General features: G+C 60.7%; 17 protein-coding genes and 1 tRNA gene. 8 read left to right on the forward strand and 10 right to left on the reverse strand.

Annotation, left to right across the window (positions count from 1 at the left end):
• Positions 1-59: 59 nt before the first annotated feature.
• On the forward strand, positions 60-1,160 hold the full coding sequence (locus NW849_RS04665) for a polysaccharide deacetylase family protein (protein WP_414356193.1): 1,101 nt from the start codon (positions 60-62) through the stop codon (positions 1,158-1,160).
• A gap of 189 nt (positions 1,161-1,349) precedes the next feature.
• Positions 1,350-2,753 carry a 3-isopropylmalate dehydratase large subunit gene (gene leuC / locus NW849_RS04670; RefSeq protein ID WP_414356195.1) on the forward strand — a complete coding sequence of 468 codons (1,404 nt, stop codon included), beginning with the start codon at positions 1,350-1,352 and terminating at the stop codon, positions 2,751-2,753.
• Between the two features lie 18 nt (positions 2,754-2,771).
• Here the strand turns inward: leuC and NW849_RS04675 are convergent.
• From NW849_RS04675 to NW849_RS04685, 3 genes are all read right to left on the reverse strand, one after another.
• Positions 2,772-2,845 (reverse strand) — tRNA-Met (locus NW849_RS04675).
• A gap of 13 nt (positions 2,846-2,858) precedes the next feature.
• Positions 2,859-3,914 carry an XdhC family protein gene (locus NW849_RS04680; RefSeq protein WP_414356197.1) on the reverse strand — a complete coding sequence of 352 codons (1,056 nt, stop codon included), beginning with the start codon at positions 3,912-3,914 and terminating at the stop codon, positions 2,859-2,861.
• A 55-nt stretch (positions 3,915-3,969) separates the two neighbouring features.
• Positions 3,970-5,121 carry a serine hydrolase domain-containing protein gene (locus tag NW849_RS04685; RefSeq protein WP_414356199.1) on the reverse strand — a complete coding sequence of 384 codons (1,152 nt, stop codon included), beginning with the start codon at positions 5,119-5,121 and terminating at the stop codon, positions 3,970-3,972.
• 124 nt (positions 5,122-5,245) lie between these two features.
• On the opposite strand from NW849_RS04685, the gene NW849_RS04690 reads away from it, so the two are divergent.
• Positions 5,246-6,211, forward strand: coding sequence for a LysR family transcriptional regulator (locus tag NW849_RS04690; protein ID WP_414356201.1), 966 nt, complete (start codon positions 5,246-5,248; stop codon positions 6,209-6,211).
• 113 nt (positions 6,212-6,324) lie between these two features.
• Complete coding sequence (locus NW849_RS04695) at positions 6,325-7,356, forward strand: anthranilate phosphoribosyltransferase family protein (protein WP_414356203.1); 1,032 nt, start codon at positions 6,325-6,327, stop codon at positions 7,354-7,356.
• A gap of 102 nt (positions 7,357-7,458) precedes the next feature.
• Here the strand turns inward: NW849_RS04695 and NW849_RS04700 are convergent, their stop codons facing one another.
• Positions 7,459-8,742 (reverse strand): DUF4912 domain-containing protein, encoded by a 1,284-nt coding sequence (locus NW849_RS04700; protein WP_414356205.1) that lies wholly within the window; start codon positions 8,740-8,742, stop codon positions 7,459-7,461.
• A 458-nt stretch (positions 8,743-9,200) separates the two neighbouring features.
• Between NW849_RS04700 and NW849_RS04705 the strand changes: the two genes are divergently transcribed.
• The 3 genes from NW849_RS04705 to NW849_RS04715 all read left to right on the forward strand — a co-directional run bounded on the left by NW849_RS04705 (position 9,201) and on the right by NW849_RS04715 (position 12,446).
• Positions 9,201-10,007: a hypothetical protein gene (locus tag NW849_RS04705; RefSeq protein ID WP_414356207.1), complete on the forward strand. Its 807-nt coding sequence runs from the start codon at positions 9,201-9,203 to the stop codon at positions 10,005-10,007.
• Positions 10,008-10,134: 127 nt separating this feature from the next.
• Positions 10,135-11,256 (forward strand): glycosyltransferase family 9 protein, encoded by a 1,122-nt coding sequence (locus NW849_RS04710; protein WP_414356209.1) that lies wholly within the window; start codon positions 10,135-10,137, stop codon positions 11,254-11,256.
• Between the two features lie 248 nt (positions 11,257-11,504).
• Positions 11,505-12,446, forward strand: a complete 942-nt coding sequence (locus NW849_RS04715; RefSeq protein ID WP_238376852.1) for a DMT family transporter — start codon at positions 11,505-11,507, stop codon at positions 12,444-12,446.
• A 24-nt stretch (positions 12,447-12,470) separates the two neighbouring features.
• Here NW849_RS04715 and NW849_RS04720 read toward each other — a convergent pair whose 3' ends face one another.
• A complete protein-coding gene (locus NW849_RS04720; protein ID WP_414356212.1) occupies positions 12,471-13,598 on the reverse strand; it encodes an iron-containing alcohol dehydrogenase family protein in 1,128 nt (375 codons plus the stop codon).
• A 249-nt stretch (positions 13,599-13,847) separates the two neighbouring features.
• On the opposite strand from NW849_RS04720, the gene NW849_RS04725 reads away from it, so the two are divergent.
• The gene (locus NW849_RS04725) at positions 13,848-14,267 is read left to right on the forward strand and encodes a TerB family tellurite resistance protein (protein WP_414356214.1); all 420 of its coding nucleotides are present in this window, start codon (positions 13,848-13,850) and stop codon (positions 14,265-14,267) included.
• Between the two features lie 23 nt (positions 14,268-14,290).
• Here NW849_RS04725 and NW849_RS04730 read toward each other — a convergent pair whose 3' ends face one another.
• The 5 genes from NW849_RS04730 to NW849_RS04750 form a co-directional block, all read right to left on the reverse strand.
• Positions 14,291-15,580: a PLP-dependent aminotransferase family protein gene (locus tag NW849_RS04730; RefSeq protein WP_414356217.1), complete on the reverse strand. Its 1,290-nt coding sequence runs from the start codon at positions 15,578-15,580 to the stop codon at positions 14,291-14,293.
• 22 nt (positions 15,581-15,602) lie between these two features.
• Positions 15,603-16,724: a hypothetical protein gene (locus NW849_RS04735; RefSeq protein WP_414356219.1), complete on the reverse strand. Its 1,122-nt coding sequence runs from the start codon at positions 16,722-16,724 to the stop codon at positions 15,603-15,605.
• A 200-nt stretch (positions 16,725-16,924) separates the two neighbouring features.
• Positions 16,925-17,509, reverse strand: coding sequence for a hypothetical protein (locus tag NW849_RS04740; RefSeq protein WP_414329542.1), 585 nt, complete (start codon positions 17,507-17,509; stop codon positions 16,925-16,927).
• A gap of 131 nt (positions 17,510-17,640) precedes the next feature.
• Positions 17,641-18,348: an orotidine-5'-phosphate decarboxylase gene (gene pyrF, locus NW849_RS04745; protein ID WP_414356221.1), complete on the reverse strand. Its 708-nt coding sequence runs from the start codon at positions 18,346-18,348 to the stop codon at positions 17,641-17,643.
• Positions 18,345-18,773, reverse strand: coding sequence for a DUF6464 family protein (locus tag NW849_RS04750; RefSeq protein ID WP_369791761.1), 429 nt, complete (start codon positions 18,771-18,773; stop codon positions 18,345-18,347). The genes pyrF and NW849_RS04750 overlap by 4 nt, the downstream gene beginning before the upstream one ends.
• Positions 18,774-19,265 lie beyond the last annotated feature (492 nt).

Consider the following 19,265-nt stretch of genomic DNA (forward strand, 5'->3'; position numbering starts at 1 on the left):
CTCTATCGAGCTTGGGTGGCTTCTGTCCTATGATTGGTTGCGAAGGATTAAGCCATTCCATGCACTCTCTGAAAGCGTTGAAAGCGTTGATATTTTGCCTAGCCTTCCTACTGGTTGGACTGATCTACTACTGCACGGTAGAGGCCCAGCCTCTTTTTGAGCTGAACCTGACGGCCACCTCGGAATACAACCTCATTCTCCCCATTGAAAGCATTCGGGTGGTGCGCGGCGCCAATCCCCAAGATTTGCTCATTTATCTATCAGCTCCTTCGGCAGCCTGGATCCATCAAGAAGAGGTGAACGGGCATTATGTGATCGACATCCCCTACGGAGTCATTACCCATACAACAACCGTCGAGGTCGCTTCGGATCTGCCCTATCGGCTGAGCTGGGGCAACCAAAATGAGCAGACGGGGCGTTTACTGATTACCCCTGCTCCCGCTCATGTGCAGGTGTTTCTGCAGCATGGCTGGATCCCGGATCCCGACTTTCTCGATCCGGCAGAAAATACTCAACCTTTGCAACTGCCTTTAGAAGAAGTGCTGGGGCCTTTACTGGAAGTGCCACCTCGTTCTGCCTTTCTGACCATTGATGATGGCCCCTGGCCTCAGTCTACCCCCCGACTTTTACAGGTTTTGGATGATCTTCAGATCCCGGCCACTTTCTTTGTTATTGGCACCCACGTTTCCCGATTTCCAGAATTGGCTCAATCGATTCAGGCCCATCACCACACCCTAGCCAATCATACTTTTACCCACGATTATCAACGTCTCTACGGAAGCAATGAGCTGTTTTATGCTGAGGTGGATCAGACAACCCAACTGCTCAAAGCGTTGAACTTGGATCCCCAACTGGTTGTTCGCCCACCGGGAGGTTTTCGCCTAGATTCTGCTTTGCGTCGCTCTCTGGAGCAGGCAGGATATCGAGTTCTTTACTGGAACATGAGCCCGGAAGATGCTTACGCGGGCCAAAGCGCAGCCCAACTTTTGGAGCGTGTTCGAGCTCAGTTGCCGGCGATCCAGGCTTCCGATCAGCCCCTGGTTTTGCTGCTCCACGATCGCTGGCCCCACACCGCAGAGGCCCTGCCGGATATCGTCGCTGCCATTCAAGAGGCGGGCTATCGCTTTTTGCCTTGGCCGGCCTTCAGGGATCCCGTTTGAAGGGCTGGCAACAGGTTTTCTGGCTTGAGGACTCCGACCCGCCTTTGCCGGCTGGGGATGTTCAAAGAAGGGCTGCATCTCGCTCAGCTCAGCAGCGTTGCCCAGAGATAACGGAGGCCTGTGCCTTGACAAGCTTTTCCCCAAGTAGCACATTGAAAGTTTACAGGACTTGGCTGCGGGCCGAGGAAGATGAGCGAGAGGACATTATTCGATAAGGTGTGGGATGCCCATACGGTGCGGATTTTGCCCTCTGGGCAGACGCAGTTGTTCATCGGCCTGCACCTAATTCACGAGGTGACCAGTCCGCAGGCTTTTGCCATGCTGCGGGAGCGTCATCTGCCGGTTCTGTTTCCCGAGCGGACGGTGGCCACCGTGGATCACATCATTCCCACCGACAACCGGGCACGGCCTTTTGCGGATCCCTTGGCAGAGGAGATGATCCAGGAATTGGAGCGCAATTGCCGGCAATACGGCATCCGCTTCTACAACAGCGGCTCCGGTCGGCAGGGGATCGTGCATGTGATTGCCCCGGAGCAAGGGTTAACTCTGCCGGGGATGACCATCGCCTGTGGGGACAGCCACACCTCTACCCACGGGGCCTTTGGGGCCATTGCTTTTGGGATCGGCACCAGCCAGGTGCGAGACGTATTGGCCACCCAAACTTTGGCTTTGTCCAAGCTCAAGGTGCGCCGCATTGAGATCCAGGGCAAGCTGGGGCCGGGAGTTTACGCTAAGGATGTAATTCTGCACATCATCCGCAAGCTGGGGGTCAAAGGCGGGGTGGGCTACGCCTACGAGTATGGGGGCAGCGCCATTGAAGCCATGAGCATGGAAGAGCGCATGACCCTCTGCAACATGTCCATCGAGGGAGGGGCCCGCTGCGGCTACGTCAACCCCGATGGGGTGACCTTTGAGTATTTGCGGGGGCGAGAGTTTGCCCCCCAGGGATCGGATTGGGAAGAGGCGGTAGCCTGGTGGAGAAGCCTGGCCAGCGATGGCGATGCCCGCTACGACGATGTGGTGGTCTTCCAGGCCGCAGATATTGCGCCGACGGTTACTTGGGGGATCACCCCCGGCCAAGGGATTGGGGTGGATGAGCGGATCCCTGCCCCCGAGGATCTGCCGGAAAGCGAGCGGGAACTGGCCAAAGAGGCCTACGCCTACATGGACTTGCAGCCGGGGGATCCCATTGTAGGGACACCGGTGGATGTCTGCTTCATCGGCAGTTGCACCAATGGCCGCTTGAGCGACCTGCGGGAGGCAGCCAAGATTGCCAAGGGGCGGCGGGTGGCCCCAGGGGTGAAGGCGTTTGTGGTGCCCGGCTCAGAACGGGTAAAGCAGGAAGCAGAACAGGAGGGCTTGCGGGAGATCTTCGAGGCGGCGGGGTTTGAGTGGCGGGATCCCGGTTGCTCCATGTGTTTGGCGATGAACCCGGATCGGTTGGTGGGGCGCCAGATCAGCGCCTCTTCTTCCAACCGCAACTTCAAGGGCCGCCAGGGATCCCCCAGCGGGCGTACTCTGCTCATGAGCCCGGCTATGGTGGCCGCAGCGGCAGTCAGCGGCAAGGTGGTGGATGTGCGGACGCTGCTCTAAGCAACTGTCCCCTAGGTATAGCGGGGACTGGATTTGAACCAGTGACCTTCGGGTTATGAGCCCGACGAGCTACCAGGCTGCTCTACCCCGCGGCGCTTTTCTAGCCTAGCTTGTCCTCCGGCTAACCGGCAAGCCTACACCTTGGGTTTCGCCGGGCATTCTCTTCGGGGATCCCCGTCGCACCTGGATGAGCTGGGCGGTGATGCTGATGGCAATCTCGGCGGGGGTTTCGGCGTGGATCTCCAGGCCAATGGGGGCAAAGAGCCGACTGAAGGCGGTCTCCGGGATCCCTTCCTGGGCCAGGGTTCGCAGTACGGTTTGTACCCGCTTGCGGCTGCCGATCATCCCCAGGTAGTGGGGGGTCAGGCCGGAGTGGTAGATGGCCCGCAGGATTTGGCAATCGAGGCTGTAGCTGCGGGTCACAAGAGCGATGTAGAGCTGCGGGATCCTGTGCAGATGGGGGATAAGTTGGGCAAAGGGTTCTGAGCACAGCCGCTCGGCAACGGGAAAGCGCTGAGGGGTTACCCAGTCTGGGCGATCGTCCTGAACCCAAATGCGAAAGCCGGCCAAATGGGCGATCTGGGCCAGGGACAGGCCGCAGTGGCCCGCTCCGACGATCAGCAGGGTGGGGGAAGGGAGGAGGGGCTCGACCCAGGATCCCGCGAGGAGCTGTGGGCGGGATGGCAGGGGGGCAAAGTGCTCCGCACCGCTGTCGCTAAGGCTGAGGTAGGGGAACCCCTGAGGATGGAGGGGAGTGATCAGCCAAGCCCTTGGCCCTTGGGTCAGAGCCTGGAGGATCTGGGCCGCCAATGTTTGGGCAGGGGATCCCTGCCATCGCTGTAGCCAAATGTGCATCCGTCCCCCGCAAACGCCCAAGGGAGGGCTGTTGAGGTCAAGGGAAACTTGCATCCCAGCCGGCCAGGACTCCCCATCGCCATCGCCAACGGGAACGGCAGCCTGCAAAAGGGTTTGCGCTCGGGCAATGACTTCCGCTTCGGCAGCCCCACCGCCAACAGTGCCCAACAGGGTGCCATCGGATCCCACGGCCAGTTTTGCCCCCGCCTGGCGAGGCACAGATCCCTGGGTGCGGATCACGGTGGCCACCACCAGCGGCCCGCGGGAGAGCATATCTGCCAACTGTCGGTAAAAGGTCTCGTCCACCTCAGCCTCGGTTATGCCTACGGCACCCTAGCGGGAACGGTCAGGGACTCAATGATCAAGAAAGCCCCTCTAGGATGGCCTGATGGAAGGCAACCCGGAAAGCCTGGAACCCGTTCTCCCGCCGACCGTGGTAGACGGCGTTGGTGAGCAGCGCCACCACCAGTTCCCGCTCTGGATCGATCCACAGGGAGGTTCCGGTGAAGCCGGTGTGGCCGAAGGCGCTGGGGCTGAACGGGGAGCTGCTGGCCAAGGGATCCGGAGAGCGCAAGGCAAACCCCAAACCCCGGCGCTCGTGACAGCGGTGGGCATCCCCTTGCTGAGGCAACTGCTCGCGGGTCATTTCCCTCACCGTTTGGGGCTGCAGCAGGGATCCCGTCAAAAAACTCTCTCCGAAAGCGGCTACTTCCTCTGCCGTGGCGAATAGTCCGGCATGGCCGGCGATCCCGCCCAGGCGGGCGGCATTTTCGTCGTGAACCTGCCCCTGTAGGCGGCGCTTTCGCCAAGGACACAGCTCGGTGGGGGCACAAGAGACAGAGACAGGGGGTGGGTCGAAAGGATCCCCCGGATAAAACTGAGTTTGGCTCAGGCCCAGAGGCCGCAAGATCCGGGCATGCAAGATCTGATCCAGAGGGGTTCCGCTCAGACGTTCCAAAGCCAGCCCCAGCAGGATCAATCCAAGATCGCTGTAGACTCTGCGGGATCCCGGCCTGTAGGCCAAAAAGGTGTGCAGGGCCATGTGCCGGGCCGATTCGGCATCGGGCTGTCGAAACAGGGGCCGCCAGGCGGGCAAACCGGCGGTGTGGGCCAGCAACTGTCGCACCGTCACCTGTTCTGTTGCAACAAGCTGGCCTAAGGATTCCGGTTCCACAGCAATCCATTTCCCCGGCTGCAGAGGATCTTCATAGGGGGCAATGGGGCGGGATCCCTGAAACTCCGGCAACAGGAGACTGACCGGTTGATCCAACAGCAACGCTCCGGCTTCCACCAGGGCCATGCAGGCGGTGGCGGTGTAGAGCTTGGTCAGCGAGGCCAGGTCAAAACGGGTGGCCGAGGTTGTTGGTTGGCGCCGGGTCTCAGGGTCGAGATAACCTGCCGCCCTTGAGTAAATACACCTTCCCTTGTGGCGGATGGCCACTTGGGCAGCGGGGAAAAGGTGCGGAATGGCAGAGTTGAGCAGCCCCTCCAGCAAGGCTGGATCCCAACCCATCTGCTTCTCCTCCTGGCTTGGGGATCCCCAGTCCAACAAACAACTTGTAACGGTGTTTACAAAAGCCTACCGCTTCCCCAGCTAGGATGCCACCACGGCAGGCTACATCATCAAGGGATCCCAGGTGCGGCTGGAGTTGTTGCAAGCTTTTTTGAACGTGGTGGAAACAGGCAGCTTTTTGGCCGCTGCTCGCCTCAGCGGTCTGACCCAATCGGCTATTAGCCGCCAGATCCAGGCCCTGGAAGAAGCAGTGGGCGCTCCGCTGTTGCATCGCAAAAGCCCGGTGGCCCTAACTGTGGCCGGGGAACGGCTTTTGCCCCATGCCCGTCGCATCTGTCAGGAATGGCAGCGGGCTCAGGAAAGCATTCGAGAATGGCTGCAGGGCCAGCAAACTGAGCTCTGCATTGCCGGGATCCATTCCCTGATCGCCCATCAACTGCCGCCGGTGCTGCAACAGTTTTGCTGGGAGTACCCAGAGGTGCAGTTGCGGGTTACCGCTCTGGGCAGCGACCGCGCCTTAAAGGTGCTCAGGGATGGGCTGGTGGATGTGGCCCTGGTGATGGAGAACCCCCTGATGACGCGGGGGGCAGAGCTGGTGGTGGAGCCACTGTACTCGGAGCCAATTCAAGTATTGATGCCCGCCACCCATCCCCTCAGCCGCTACGAGCGGATCCCCTGGAAGGTGCTGGCGGAGTATCCCCAGGCTGTGTTCAAAGATGGCTATGCCATGCGCTCCTTGGTGGGATCCCATCTGGCCCGGCAGGGGCTTCCCCTCAAAGCAGCCCTGGAACTGAACACCTTGGATGCCTTTCGGGGGGTGGTGCGACAGGGGCAGTTGATTGCCCTCCTGCCGGAGTCGGCCCTGGTGGACTGCTGCGCCGATCCGGATTTGCAGGTGCGACCCACCGAGCCCCCCCTATTGAGGCGACAGGTGGTTATGGTCACCACCAGCGATCGCTATCGGATCCCTCCCATTCGCCGGTTTTTGCAGTTGGCCGCCCAGCTTATCAGGCAGTCTGAGGTTGAGCCTGCTTCCGGTACAGATCCCCATTTCCCTCAGCCCTCTGCCGGGCTGTTGTCAGTTCTGTAGGGATTTTTTGTAGAAATTTCTGTAAGTTGTCAAATACCTGTATCGGTAGTTGCAAGTGTTCCGCCGTTATCTCCCCCTACTTGGGTAGCCCAGCGCTCCCGACCGCCGATGCCATGAGCCAAGAGTTTCGCGAGCTGTTGAAAAAAATCGGCAGCGGCACCCACACCCACCAGGATCTCAGCCGGGCAGAGGCCGCCAGCGCTGCTCGGATGCTCCTGCGGGGGGAAGCCACTCCCGCCCAGATCGGGGCTTTTTTAATTGCCCACCGCATCAAGCGCCCCACTGCCGAAGAGCTGGCCGGTATGTTGGATGCCTACGCAGAAGACGGCCCTCTTCTGCCCCAACGGGATTTGCCCCATCCCTTGATCATCTTTGGCCATCCCTACGATGGCCGCTCGCGGACTGCGCCGCTGGGGGTGCTGGTGGCTTTGCTGCTGGCGGCGGCAGGGTCAGCCGTTTTGCTGCATGGCTCTGGCTTCTGTCCCACCAAGTATGGGCTGCCTTTGGAAACGGTGTGGCGGAGCTTGGGGGTAGATTGGCGGGGGCTATCCCTGGAGCGGGTGGGGCAACTGCTGGAACAAACCGGGCTGGGATTTTTGTATTTGCCCACCTGTTTTCCCCAGGCTCAGGCCCTGATGGACTACCGGGATCAAATCGGCAAGCGCCCCCCCTTGGCCACCTTGGAGCTGGTCTGGACACCCTACCAAGGCCCCTTTCACCTGGTGGCCGGGTACGTGCATCCGCCCACCGAGGCCACGATGCTGGAGCTGTTTGCCCTGCGGGAGATCCGGCAATTTACCACCGTCAAAGGTTTGGAAGGCAGTTGCGACCTGCCGCGGGAACGGGCGGCCATTCTCAACCAGGGCGGGAAACGGCTGCTCTTGAAGGCTCGCGATTGTCACTTGGCAGGCCCGGAGATTCCCCTCTCCGGCGAGAAAGAGCTGCTCCAACAGATGCAGCAGGTGCTCAGCGGGGATCCCTGTGAACTCACCCCAGCCGCTCTCTGGAATGGGGGTAGCTATCTGTGGCTCCTCGGCCACGCCCCATCCTTGCCAGAAGGGATCCAACAGGCGGAAGACCTGCTTCGCTCTGGACGGGTGATGGAGAAGCTGAAACAACTGATCCGGGTGATCGACCTCTCCTAGGGCTGGGATCCCCTGTTTCGATGACTAGAGTCAAGCTCTCCAGCCCAGGGAAAAAAGCCCCCCGGCCAGCTCCAGGGGGCGAGAAGCCGAAGGTTGGATCCTTTAGGGCAACAGCTCCTCGATGGCCTCCTCCTTGGTGTTGGTGCGGCGGGAGAGGGTGCGGCGGTCGAAAGTCATGTGGATCTCCCGGTTTTGCTCGCCATCGGCAGCCACGGCGAAGATGGGGAAGTCGATGTTGCCGTCTGGGAAGGCCATGTGGAAGCGGAAGGTGCCATCGGGGTTGAGCTGGATCTTCCGCCCGCCAATGGTGACGGTGGCATCCGGCTCTGTGGCCCCATAGACAATCAGCTCGGCATCGGCCACCAGCCAGAACTTGCGAGAGCGCTGCGGCAGCACTTCGGAAGCCCCCGAGAACAGGCCCAAGCCGGATCCCGAAGCCATCCAAGGAGCAGCAGGCACTTCGGCCATGGCCATCCCCATCATGCCCACACCCGAGGGGATGATAAACGAGCTGATGGCCTGCTCCGGCACCAATTGGCGGCTGCCCATCTGGTGGCTGCCAAACAGGGATCCCGCCACCCGCATTGACTCAAAGCCGCCCACCATTTCTAGGAAGGGATCGACCATGGCCCCTTGCTGCGGCTCATCGCCCTTGTAGGCCACCACACCCATGCCGGTGGCACTGCGCTTGTAAGGCTCGCTGAGCTGGTAGAGGGTGCGGCCCTGCAGGGCCATATCGAAGGGCACCGTCAGGAAATGCTCTTCAAACCAGTCGGAAGGATAGACCGGCGGCACCATCACTGCAGCCGAGCGGGCCAACATCAGCCAGCGGCCATCTGCCGTCCGGTAGCCGATCTCCACAATGTAGGAACGATCGCTCACCGGAATCGGCAGGTACCACTCCCGCGCCAACTCGTCACAGGGGTACTCCTGCATGCTGTGGGCCGGCTGGTAGCTGAAATCGATATCCGTCACATCGTAGAGGCGCAGCGCCAATTGCTGACCCCCCTCGCGGCGCTTGCTCTCCTTGGCCTCGTTGGGCACATCCCAATAGGCGTAGGCCCACTGGGGATCCCGCGGCAGCAAAACAATGCGGCTTTCCCCGTAACCGCCCGGCAAATCGCCCAGCCCTTTGTCCACATCGGCCAGATCCGGCTTACCGCCAACCTCTTGGCCCACAAACTTCGTTTGGGTAACCGACTCTTGGCCGCTCGGCTCTGGCATCGTGTCAGCGGGACGACCGCTGCGAGCAGCTTGGGCTTCCCGAATGGCCTGGACAAGTTGCTCCTTGGTCATGCGGCTGTACTTGGGGATCTGATAGCGGGCAGCTTCTTCCCGCAACTGCCGGATGGTCATTTCTTCCAACGGGATCCGCTCTTGTGGCATGGTCGGGGTCTCCTGTCTTCTCTTCGACAAATCGGGCTTTGTGCAATGCTCCAGCTTCTAACCCAAAGGCCGATCCCAGCTTGCGGCTCAGTACAGCCTCGAACCCGCTGGCGTGCCGGCCTGCCTTGCGCTCTCCAGCCGCTGACAACCATCAGGTGGGGATCAACGGGGATCATCAAGAATGATGAACCCATGTTTGCGTATTTTTGCCTGTCGGTCAAGACCCTGGGGATCGCTGGGGATCAATCTCTTGTTCTCCGACCCACCTTTAGGGAGAGGCCAGGAGCCCCAGCTGCTCTCAAGCCAAGGGGAAGACTGCGCGGGATCCCCTGCCGAACCGGCCCTGCCTGGGTAGCATGGGGGAGGATGAGCGGTTGCCGAGCGGGCCGCAGGTTTTGAGGCCAAGAGGTGTGGGCATGAGGTGGTGGAAGTATAGGATTCAAGGCATACGGATCCAAGTGAGCTGGGCAGCACTGGGGATCCTGCTGGCGGGGCCGGTCTTGCCGGTGGAAGCTGTGGATGCCCAAACGCTGTTTCCTCCCCTTTACCGCTTGCAAGGGGGATCCCCTACCCTGCCCGCTTCTGAAGCAACGCCCTGGCGTCCAGTAACCCAGGATTCTGTTCCGCTCCCACAAACAGATCAAGCCGATCCAAAAGTCCAGCCGGCCCAACCTGGCCATGGAGAAGTGGCAGAAGGCCCGGTCTTCGATCTGGATCTGTTGCGGCAGTTCGGCACCAGCCCTGGCGGCAGTGGCTCTGGATCCCGGCAGGGGGAAGTGATCGGGCCGGGCAGCGGCCAGAGTGGGGTGCGCGGAGCCAGTCCTGGCTCAGGGGTGGGCACAGGCCAAGGGCCAGGGGGTGGAGCGGGTCTGGAGGCGGGATCCCAGCGGCGGGAACCGCAAGTGACAGGGTTGATTGTGGATGCACGAGGCTTGGATTTCTTGCCTAGCCAGTCAATGCGCTTGTTTGATCCCGATGGCAATCAAGTCTATACCCCCGTTACTCTTGGCCAAGACCTCAACGCGGCCTTTGTGGGCAGCGAGGGCACAGCTGCCTATGCCACCTCGGAAGAGCAGGCCCGCTCACTGGTGAACCGCATCGGGGAACGGCCTCACCGCATTCGTGCCATCCGCACCCTGGGCTACGACCTGGTGATTTCCGCCGAAGATGCTTTTAGTCTGCGCCAGATGAATGCGGCAGATGGCTTTCTGGATCGCTTTGCTGTGGTGGTCATCTGGGATGGCAGCCAAGCCAGTCTCCCCTGAGGCCCAGGGATCCCAGCATGGCCATCAAAGCACAGGACAGAGGAATGCTAGCCTAGCAAAAGTGCTCTGTCTGCACCACCCGCACCACCTCCAGCGGGGTTGATATCTTCCTGGGGATCCCAGCCTTATGCAACGGTTTGCCAACCAACCTCTGCGGGAACATCCCCACCTGGCGGTGTTTTCCTCCAGCAAGGTGGGCAATTTTGTGGTTACCATCCCGCTGTTGCGGGGCCTCAAGGAAAAATACCCCGGCTGTGTGCTGGATTTTTTTGGCAGCGAGATTACCCGCGACTTTGAGCTCCACTGCCCCTACATCGACTTCAGCTTTCCTCTCTACAGCCGTCGCCCCGATTACCTCGAGGCCCTGACCGCTGCTGTGCGAGAACGGGTGGCTCAGGCCGGGCCCTACGATCTGGCCATCAATTGCGACGAGTTTAGCGAGCTCAACCTGGTGGCGGTAACGGCCCTGCGCCCCCAGTACATTGCCGGGGCCGGCTTGACTCTGGATTTTCGCCGCAAGTTGGATCCCGGCTCCGACCCGGTACAGCGCATGCTCCAGGATGACGACTGGAACGGCCTGGAGTTTCTGCAGCGCTACAAAGGGATCCTCACCAGCAACTACATCGCCGAAATCTTCTGTCGCCTGGCGTACGTGGAGACGGATTTTTTCCGCCTGGAGCTGCCCAGCCGGGATCCCGGTTTTCCGGTGCCAGAGGTCTTGGTGCACATCACCACTACCCGCCGCGCCAAGATGTGGCCTCTGGAGTACTGGCGGCAGGTGATCCAGTGGTGCCAAGGCCAGGGCCTGCAGGTGGGGCTAATCGGCAGCGCGCCGGAGCTGCAGCGATCCCTCTACCACGGCGGCAGCAGCGAAGACGAACTGCTGGCGCAAACGGGAATGGTTGACCTGCGGGGCAAAACCAGCCTCATGGAGCTGGCGGGGGCCCTGAAGCGGGCGCGGGTGTGTATCTCCGTGGATGCGGGGCCGATGCACATCGCGGCGGCAGTGGGCTGTCCCACCATTGCCCTGTTTGGCAACGATGCCGATGGGGATGGGGCCAGCCCGGTGCGACTGTGGGCTCCTCGTCTGCCCCACGTCTATCTCACCCAAACCGCCTACAAGTGCCGGGTCTGCGCAGAGAACAAGTTCAAAAACGAAACCTGCCTGGTGGAGGGTCATCCCTGTATGGCCCATCTCAAGCCGGAAACGGTCATCGGCTACTTGAAAGAGATTCTCAAGCAAACCTAGAGGTTCCACGCCCTCACCCCCAGCCCCTCTCCCAAAGAGAGAGGGGAGCTATGGAGCGACGGGGTGAGTTGTTTCATGGCTACTTGAAATGGCCATGTCTTGGGATCCCCATCTTTTTCCCCCTGGGAATCAGGGGGGCCGGTGGGCAGCAAGGAGTGCCCAGGGGCGCAGTTCGGATCCCTGGAAGTCCGTTTAAGCTGAGAGTTCAAGGCTGAAAACTTAGTGCCTAAACCATTTGGGTGTGAGCTGTGACTTTGGAGATGTGGTATCGCCACCAGCTGAGCCGCTTTGCAGAGTGGGGAAAAATAAGGCTCTGGCAAGGAGTTGCCCTGAAGCTGCTGGCCACTGCTTGCTTTGCCTGTTTAGGCGCGATCATCCGGCTCAACACTCCCGCCCTTCACCCCTTTCAGATTGTGTTTTTGCGCAACCTATTCGGGTTTCTCGCCCTGTCGCCGCTGGTGTTGCGGGCTGGGATCCAGTCTCTGCACACCGCCAAGATGGAGTTTTACCTCCTGCGCTCGGCGATCAGCACGGTGGGGATGTTGCTCTCCTTTTGGGCAGCCAGCCTGTTGCCTCTGGCAGAAGCTACGGCGCTGAGCTTTGTTCAACTTTTGTTTGCCGGCACGATGGCGGTATGGGTGTTGGGCGAGCAGATGCGCTCGTCCCGCTGGCTGGGATTGGGCCTGGGGTTTGCCGGGGCTTTGGTGATGTTGAGGCCAGGCTTCCGAGAGTTTTCTCTGGGAACAGGGCTGGCCTTGGGGGCGGCAGCACTCTTTGCCTGGGTGACCATCGTGCTCAAGATCCTCTCCCGCACCGAGTCCAGCCTCACGATTACGGCCTACATGGGCCTGCTGCAGACCCCCCTTTCCTTTCTGGCTGCCGTCTGGGTTTGGACCTGGCCTTCTCCTGAGCAGTGGCTGTGGATGGTGGCCATGGGGCTACTGGGCAGCATTGGCCAGGTGGCCCTCGCCCAGGCCTACAAGCTAGCTGAGGTGACGATGCTGCTGCCTCTGGATTTCTCCCGTCTGCTCTGGGCCAGCCTAATCGGGTTTTGGGTGTTTGCCGAGATCCCGGATGGGTGGACTTGGATGGGCGGAGCCTTGATCTTGGTGGGCGCCACCTCTGGAGCCTACGGCGAAGCCCGCCTGCCCACAATGCCGACCCAGGCCCGTACCGGCGGAGTTGGATAGCAGACAGATATCCTCTGCCAGGACTTACAGCCGAGGGAGAACAGGGCTGGAGCTGGTCAGGTCTGTGGTGGTAAGGGCCACCAACAGGGCTTCTGGACTGACGGGGAAGGGCAGGTGGTGGATGTCGGATCCTGGCTGGCAGGCCACTTGGGCAGCATGCAGCAGGTCGGCGGATCCCAAGTGACCTAGCTTGAGATCCCGCAAGTTGAGGGGCAGCCCCACCTGGCGGTAGAACTCCAGCAACTGGGTACGTGCTGCCAGCGCCAACTGGCTTCCCTGCAGGATCTCTTCTAGGCGGAGCTGGGCCAAAATGCCGAAAGCCACCTTCTCGCCGTGCAGGGTGGCCCGGTGCCCCGACAAGTGGGTTAGCCCGTTGTGGACAGCGTGGGCGGCCACGGTGCGACACTTAGCCCCACCCATGCCGCCGACGATCCCCGCCAGGCAAATGCAAGCATCCACCACCTGCTTCCAAGCGGTTCCGCCCGGCTCCCTCAAGGCCGCCGCCGATTGCTGGAGGAGCAAATCCCGCAGGACGCGGGCCTGCTGCACAGCGCCAATCACCAGGGCATCTTCTGAACTGCCGCTGCTGACGGAAGACTCGTACCACTTAGCCAAGGCATCTCCGATCCCAGCCACTAGGGTGCGCGCTGGAGCTTGCAGAATCAGCTCATAGTCCAGGATCAGGGCAGCAGGGGCGCGATCCAGGCTCACATCCTGCTGAAAAGCGCCGCTGTCGGAGTAGATATTGGATAGGGCGCTCCAGGCGGCACAGGTGGCCGCAGAGGTGGGCACGGTAACCACCGGGATCCGCAGCCGGTGGGCCACTAGCTTGGCCGTATCCAGTGCCTTGCCACCCCCCACTCCTAAGATGCCGGTTACCGATTCCGCCGTGGCCAGCGCCTGCAAACGCGCCAGCTCGGACTCGCTGCAGTCTACCCCGTAGGTAGTCCAGTGAACTTGGAGGGCGGGATCCCGGGCGAAATTGCGCTCCAGGGGGGCCTCAACTACAGCCAAGGAGCGTTCCCCCCCGATCACCAGCACGCGGGATCCCAGCACGGTGAGGGGCACAGCTTCCAGAATGCCGCTGCCGCGGTACAGCCGACCTGGGGCCAGAATGGCAAGATCCAATTGGCAAGGAGAGGCGCTCAGCATTGCAAGAATGGGCGAGAAAAAGGACTCCGTCCCGCTATCGCGAATAGCTCAGTGTTCGTAATACAGATAACGATCCTAGCCGAAAAAAGGGCTCCGCGCTGCTGACGCGAACGCAGATGGCTCACCCAAGGTCTGGCTATAGTTAAGCTGTTCATCCCCTCAACTCTGCAGCCTCTAAGGTCTCTGGCCCCCTGACACGTTCGCAGAAGTGTCGCGTAGCGACAACAGTTCTCAGCAAGGGATCCCACCATGAACCCCACAACTCAACATCAGCTCATGCTCAAAATTGTGGCCGGCTCTGCTTGGGCCGATGGGCATTTGGAACCCCAGGAATTGGCCTACTTGGGATCCCTGCTGCGCCGCTATGGTTTGGAGCACGATACCGAGCTGCGAGAACTGATCCAAGAGCCCATCCCGATGGAGCAAACCGAGCGCTGGATGGCCGATTATCTAGCCCAGGCTAGCGAAACCGAGCGTATGCAACTTTTGGGAGCAATCGGCAACCTGATGATGGCCGACAACACGGTCTCTCCAGAAGAGCACACCCTCTTGGATGACTACTACACCCTCATGGCAGGGATCCCGGCTCGTCCAGAATCTGCACCTAACCTGGTGAAGGGCGTTGGGCAATTTTTCCGGCGCGTGGCCAAGGCTGTGGGGGGCAGGTGAGCGGGAAATCTGCGCTCTGGGCTTCAAGGATCCATGCTTTTGGAGAGCTCCTTCCCTTGCTGCTCCGCACCGCTGGCGCAAGAGTGTATCAGTCTGTACAGTTGTTCCCCAATGGTCTGGATCCCACTGACAATGCGCTCCTCGGGTTGATAGCTGAAGGCCAGGCGCAGAGCATGGTCTCCTTGGCCGTCGGCAAAGCAGTGGGTGCCCGGTAGGAAGGTGACCCCCAGGGCACGGGTAGCCTGCAACAAGGTGCTGGCGCTTAGGAAAGGGGGTAGCTCACACCAAACGAAGAATCCACCCCCAGGGGCCTCCACCTTGACTTCGGGGGGAAAATGTTGAGCGATGGCCTCCAGCATCACCTGGCACTTTTCTCGGTAGCGACGGGTGAGGAGTTGAATGTGGCTCTGCAGACGGCCCTCCCCGCAATAGCGGGCCACCACCCGGCCCAGAAAGGGCCCCAGGGATCCCTCGCTGCGAAACATCTCCAGGCGGCGGATGATCTCAGGGTGACCACAGGCCCAGCCCACCCGTACTCCCGGCACCACAATCTTGGAGAAGGTGCCCACGTGCAGAACCCAGCCTTCCTGATCCAGGGAAGCCAAGCTGGGCAAGGGATCCCCGGCAAAGCGCAGGTCGTAGTAGGCATCGTCCTCCACCACCACCACACCGTACTCAGCCGCCAACTGCACCAATTTCTGCCGCCGTGGCCCAGAGAGGGTGCAGCCTTTGGGGTTCTGGAAGGTGGGGATGGTATAGACAAATCGGGGGCGGATCCCTTGGCGAGCCAGATCGCGCAGCACCTCTTCCAAGCGATCCACCACCATGCCCTCCCCATCCACCGGGATCGAGATCAGACGCGCCCCTGCCGCCGCAAAACGGCTGACAGCCCCCATGAAGGTGGGCCCTTCCACAATGACCACATCCCCCGGCTCCACAAAGACCTGAGGCAGTAGGCCGAGGATCTGCCCAGAGCCATAGCCGATCAGTAGGTTTTCCGGCTGGGCCTCTACCCCTCTATCCCGCATCAACTGCAGCACCACGTCGATCAGCCCGGCAAACGTGCCGCCGTAATTGAGGGCATTGTCCCCATCCTCTGCCAACACCTCCGCCGTGGCCCGCGCCAAGTCGGCCTTGGGAAACAGGCGCGGATCCGCCAGCCCAAAGGTAAAACTGGTAACCACTGGCACCGCCCCTGGGATCTCCGCCCCGAAAGGAGAAGGGATCACAGCCTGAGCCCGTTGGGCAAAAAGGGTTTGCAACAAGGGCCGCGAAGTGCTACGCGGTGCCGATGCGGACGAGGTCTGGGTCATGGCAAGCAAGAGAAAGAATACCTTAGGCCAATGCCTGCCACGATAACAAGAAAGAACTGCCCAGGAGTAGGGATCCCAAAACCCGCCGCCAGCTCCGGTAGGGGATCTCAGCCAAGACGCCGCCGGCGCTCAGGCATAGGAAGGGGAGCACCACCAAACCCCAGCGAGCACTTTGCTGCAGGGTGTTCACTTGGGGATCCCAAAACCATGTCGCCAGCGCCCCCATCCAGAGGACATGGCCCAAACCGGCCAAGCTGAGCAGGGCTTGCTGCCGTTCTGCCCAGGGCCAGCCCAACCGCACCAAGCTCAACCCCAAGGGCAGCATCAAAGTAGCCAAAACGGCCAAGCCACCTTGGGAGCTGAGAGGATGGGGAATCACCTCAGCAGAGGTAGCTGGCAAATTAAACCGTCCCAGCCAGGAAAGCCCCATCACCAGCAGCAGCAAAAGCAGTCCTGATATTCCGAGCCGCTGACGCGAACGCAACGGTTGCCGTGGCCACTGCTGGCTCGTCCACAGCCCCGCCCAGAGCAGAGCCAAGGGCCAAACCTTATAAGACAGGGCACAAGCTAAGGCCAGACCCCACCAGCGCAAGGTGGATCCCGGCCCAACACCACAACTGCAAAGCAAAACCAGGCTGCCCAAAATCTCGCTGCCTGGCTCCAACCCTTGGGTCAACACCCAGGGGCTGAGTCCCCATAGACCGGCACTCCAGAAGTTGCCCCAGCTCCAGCACAACAGCAGAATGGCCAAGCAGGCCATAGCTGAGAAGATGTGCAGGATCCCTTCAGCCGAGATCCCGGTTCCCTGAGCCAGCCAGGGCAGTAGCCTGTCGGCAAAAGCGCTCCGCACCACTGACGCGAACGAGTGGTAGAGAGGCAGTTCCGGTTGGACAAAAGTCAGGGATCCCTCAGAACTGCTCACCGGCAAAACGCGCCACCACTGCAGAGGAGCCGGTTGCCCCCAAGAGCGGAGTCGCTGCCCCAAAAGAAGGCCCATCCCTCCCCATAGCAGCCAGTGGCCCATGAAACCAAAACCAACCAAACGCCGACGGCGATGGTTGTCCCTGTTGGAGGAGCTCAGGCGGGGAAATGAGCCGCGGGGCAGCCGCTTGCCCGGGCGGGGTGTGGCGGGGGGAAACTTCATGGGTAAACCCTAGCCTGTTCGCATGAGCAGTGCAGAACACTATCCCTACACGGGGTGGGCCCTCGACCGGCAGCAGAACATCCAACGCCCTCTACTCTTGGCCAGTTGGGGAGAAAAAGTGCCCCTTCGTTACTTCCAAAAGAGAATCTCCCCGCGTGACATACTCCCGCACTCATGCTGACGCAAAGCGCTCCGCGCCGCTAGAGAGAAGGTCTAGTCAACTCTAGATCGCCCGTCAAGGGGCAACCCGACTGTTGCCAGCGGCGGATGGCCTGGGCAGTGAGTCCATTCGTTACATCGCGAATGGGGATCCCCGATCCGGTTACCTGCAGACGCACCAACCGCCAGGGATCCCCAGGAGCAGCCCGCAGAACATAAGCCTCGTAGGCCAGTTGCAGGGTTTCGCTGCGCCGACCGGCCAAGGAGTTGCCCTCCTTTTGGGGGTGTTGGGGCAAGACCAAGCGGCGCTCCAGCGTGGTGAAATACAGCCGAAAAGCTTCTGGCGAAACAGCAGTTGCGGTGTCCGGCAAAACCGGAGCCAGCTCCTGTTGGCGTAAGCGGGCCAGAGACCTTGGAGAGAGCATTTCAACCTCCGGCTTCCCCACCAGCACAACCTGAAACTCAGAGCGGGAGCGGCTCAAGGCCAGATTGAGAAACAAAGGCAACTGCTCCGTTAGAGCCTCAGCCCAAACCTGAGGAGCAGCCAGGCAAGTTTCCCCTCTTGCCGGAACGAAATGCTCCGCACCCCTAACGCGCCCAGGAGTGCTGACCAGGCCCAAAACCACCGACAAACCGACTCCTAGCCAACATCTCCTGCCGGATCCAGCCGGCCTTTTTTCAGGGATCCACTGCACAAGCCTACGGCGTCGTTGCATTACAGAACTACCCCAATAACATCGGGCATCTCCCCACACCCTCACCCGGCAGCATCCCATGAGGCTTGGAAGCGCCGCAAGGCGGCCACAGGATCGGGAGCAGCGGTAATGGGGCGGCCCACCACCAAATAATCGGCTCCCGCCCGCAGAGCTTCGTCGGGCGTGCAGATGCGCTGTTGATCATCCTCACCATCCCCCCCACTGGCCTGGCTCAGACGGATCCCGGGAGTAACCAGCAAAATCTCCGAACCCAAAGCTTGGCGCAGCCGCGAGACCTCCTGAGGAGAACAGACCACTCCGGTCAAGCCTTGGGCTTGAGCCAGCCGGGCCAAATGCAACACATAGTCGGCGGGATCCATCTCGATGCCCAGTTCCTGTCGCACCTGCGAGGGGCTAATGCTGGTTAAGAGGGTAACCGCCAACAACCGACAAGAACTGCCCTGGGCAGCTGCTACGGCTGCCCGCAACATGGCACTACCACCGGCGGCATGGACGGTGAGCAGATCCACCCCATAGCTGACAGCCACCTCCGTAGCCCTCCCCACCGTGTGGGGAATGTCGTGCAGCTTCAAATCCAGAAAAATGCGCTTGCCCCTTTCCTTGAGAGCCTGCAAGATGGGGGAACCCGCAGCAGTGAACAGCTCCAGACCCACCTTCCACCACAGCACCTGCGGCAAAGAGTCCACCCACCCCAAAGCCTGCTCTTGGGAAGGGGTGTCCAGCGCGATAATCAGGCGGTCTCCCTTCATCGAGGCTCATTCCGAGGCTCATAGTGGGGACAGCCCTCACAGGGGCCGCAGGGGTTGACGGCGCAGCGCAACTCTGGAGAATGGGCATTGTAGCGGCAGGTGGGATCCCCGATGTATTCTGGCGGCGAAGCCACGTAAGTGTAAACAACCACACCCCCAAATCCTATCGGGCTGACGAAGAAACGACTGGTGGTGAAAGATTCGCCAGAAGGGTTGAGGGTTTCCTCAAAGGGTTCTGGCTCAGGCTCCAGCTCCACTTCCTCCTCCAGATTCCAGAGGGCTTCCCACTGCCTAAGGGTTTCCTGTAAAGGCACAGCCAAGTGCTCTGCCAGCTCCATCAGGGCAGTCTCCAAAGAGGCCAAACTTTCTTCGGCCACTTGGGCAAAGGCTGCAACCCATTCCTCCAAAAGTTTCTCAAAATCCATGCAGCAGCGACCTAGAGGCTCCTTCTTCACCTTACCGCCAGCCTGGGCAACCTTTAACTTCCTCCCCGGCAAACGGCATCCACTAGAGCTTGATTCACCAATGGAAACAGCTCTGCCAACTCTTCTGTGGATAGGTTTCCGGTGCAGACATTGGCGCGAATATGCCACTCTGCCCACATTTGCGCCGAAGGAGCAGCGGGATCCCGGCCCTCCTCAGAACCCGAACCGCCCACAGGTACCCGAGGGAGGCTGCGTCCCGACCCAAGGTTCAGTTGCAGTACGCTGTCACGGTTGATGCCAGTCAGCGAGGTTTGAGCGTTAGCCTCCTCAAGGAAAGCGAGAGAGAAAGCCAAAGCCATCCCAGCTAATCCCCAGAAAACAGCGCGGTAAACCATGGGATCTCCAGTAGTTAGATAGAGCATGACTCTAGTCAATAATAAGCTCAACTATACTGAAAATAATGTATAATATGTTCAGTACGGATTACTACCA

Origin of the sequence: Synechococcus sp. R55.3 (assembly GCF_047461975.1) — a bacterium.
Lineage (GTDB): Bacteria > Cyanobacteriota > Cyanobacteriia > Thermostichales > Thermostichaceae > Thermostichus.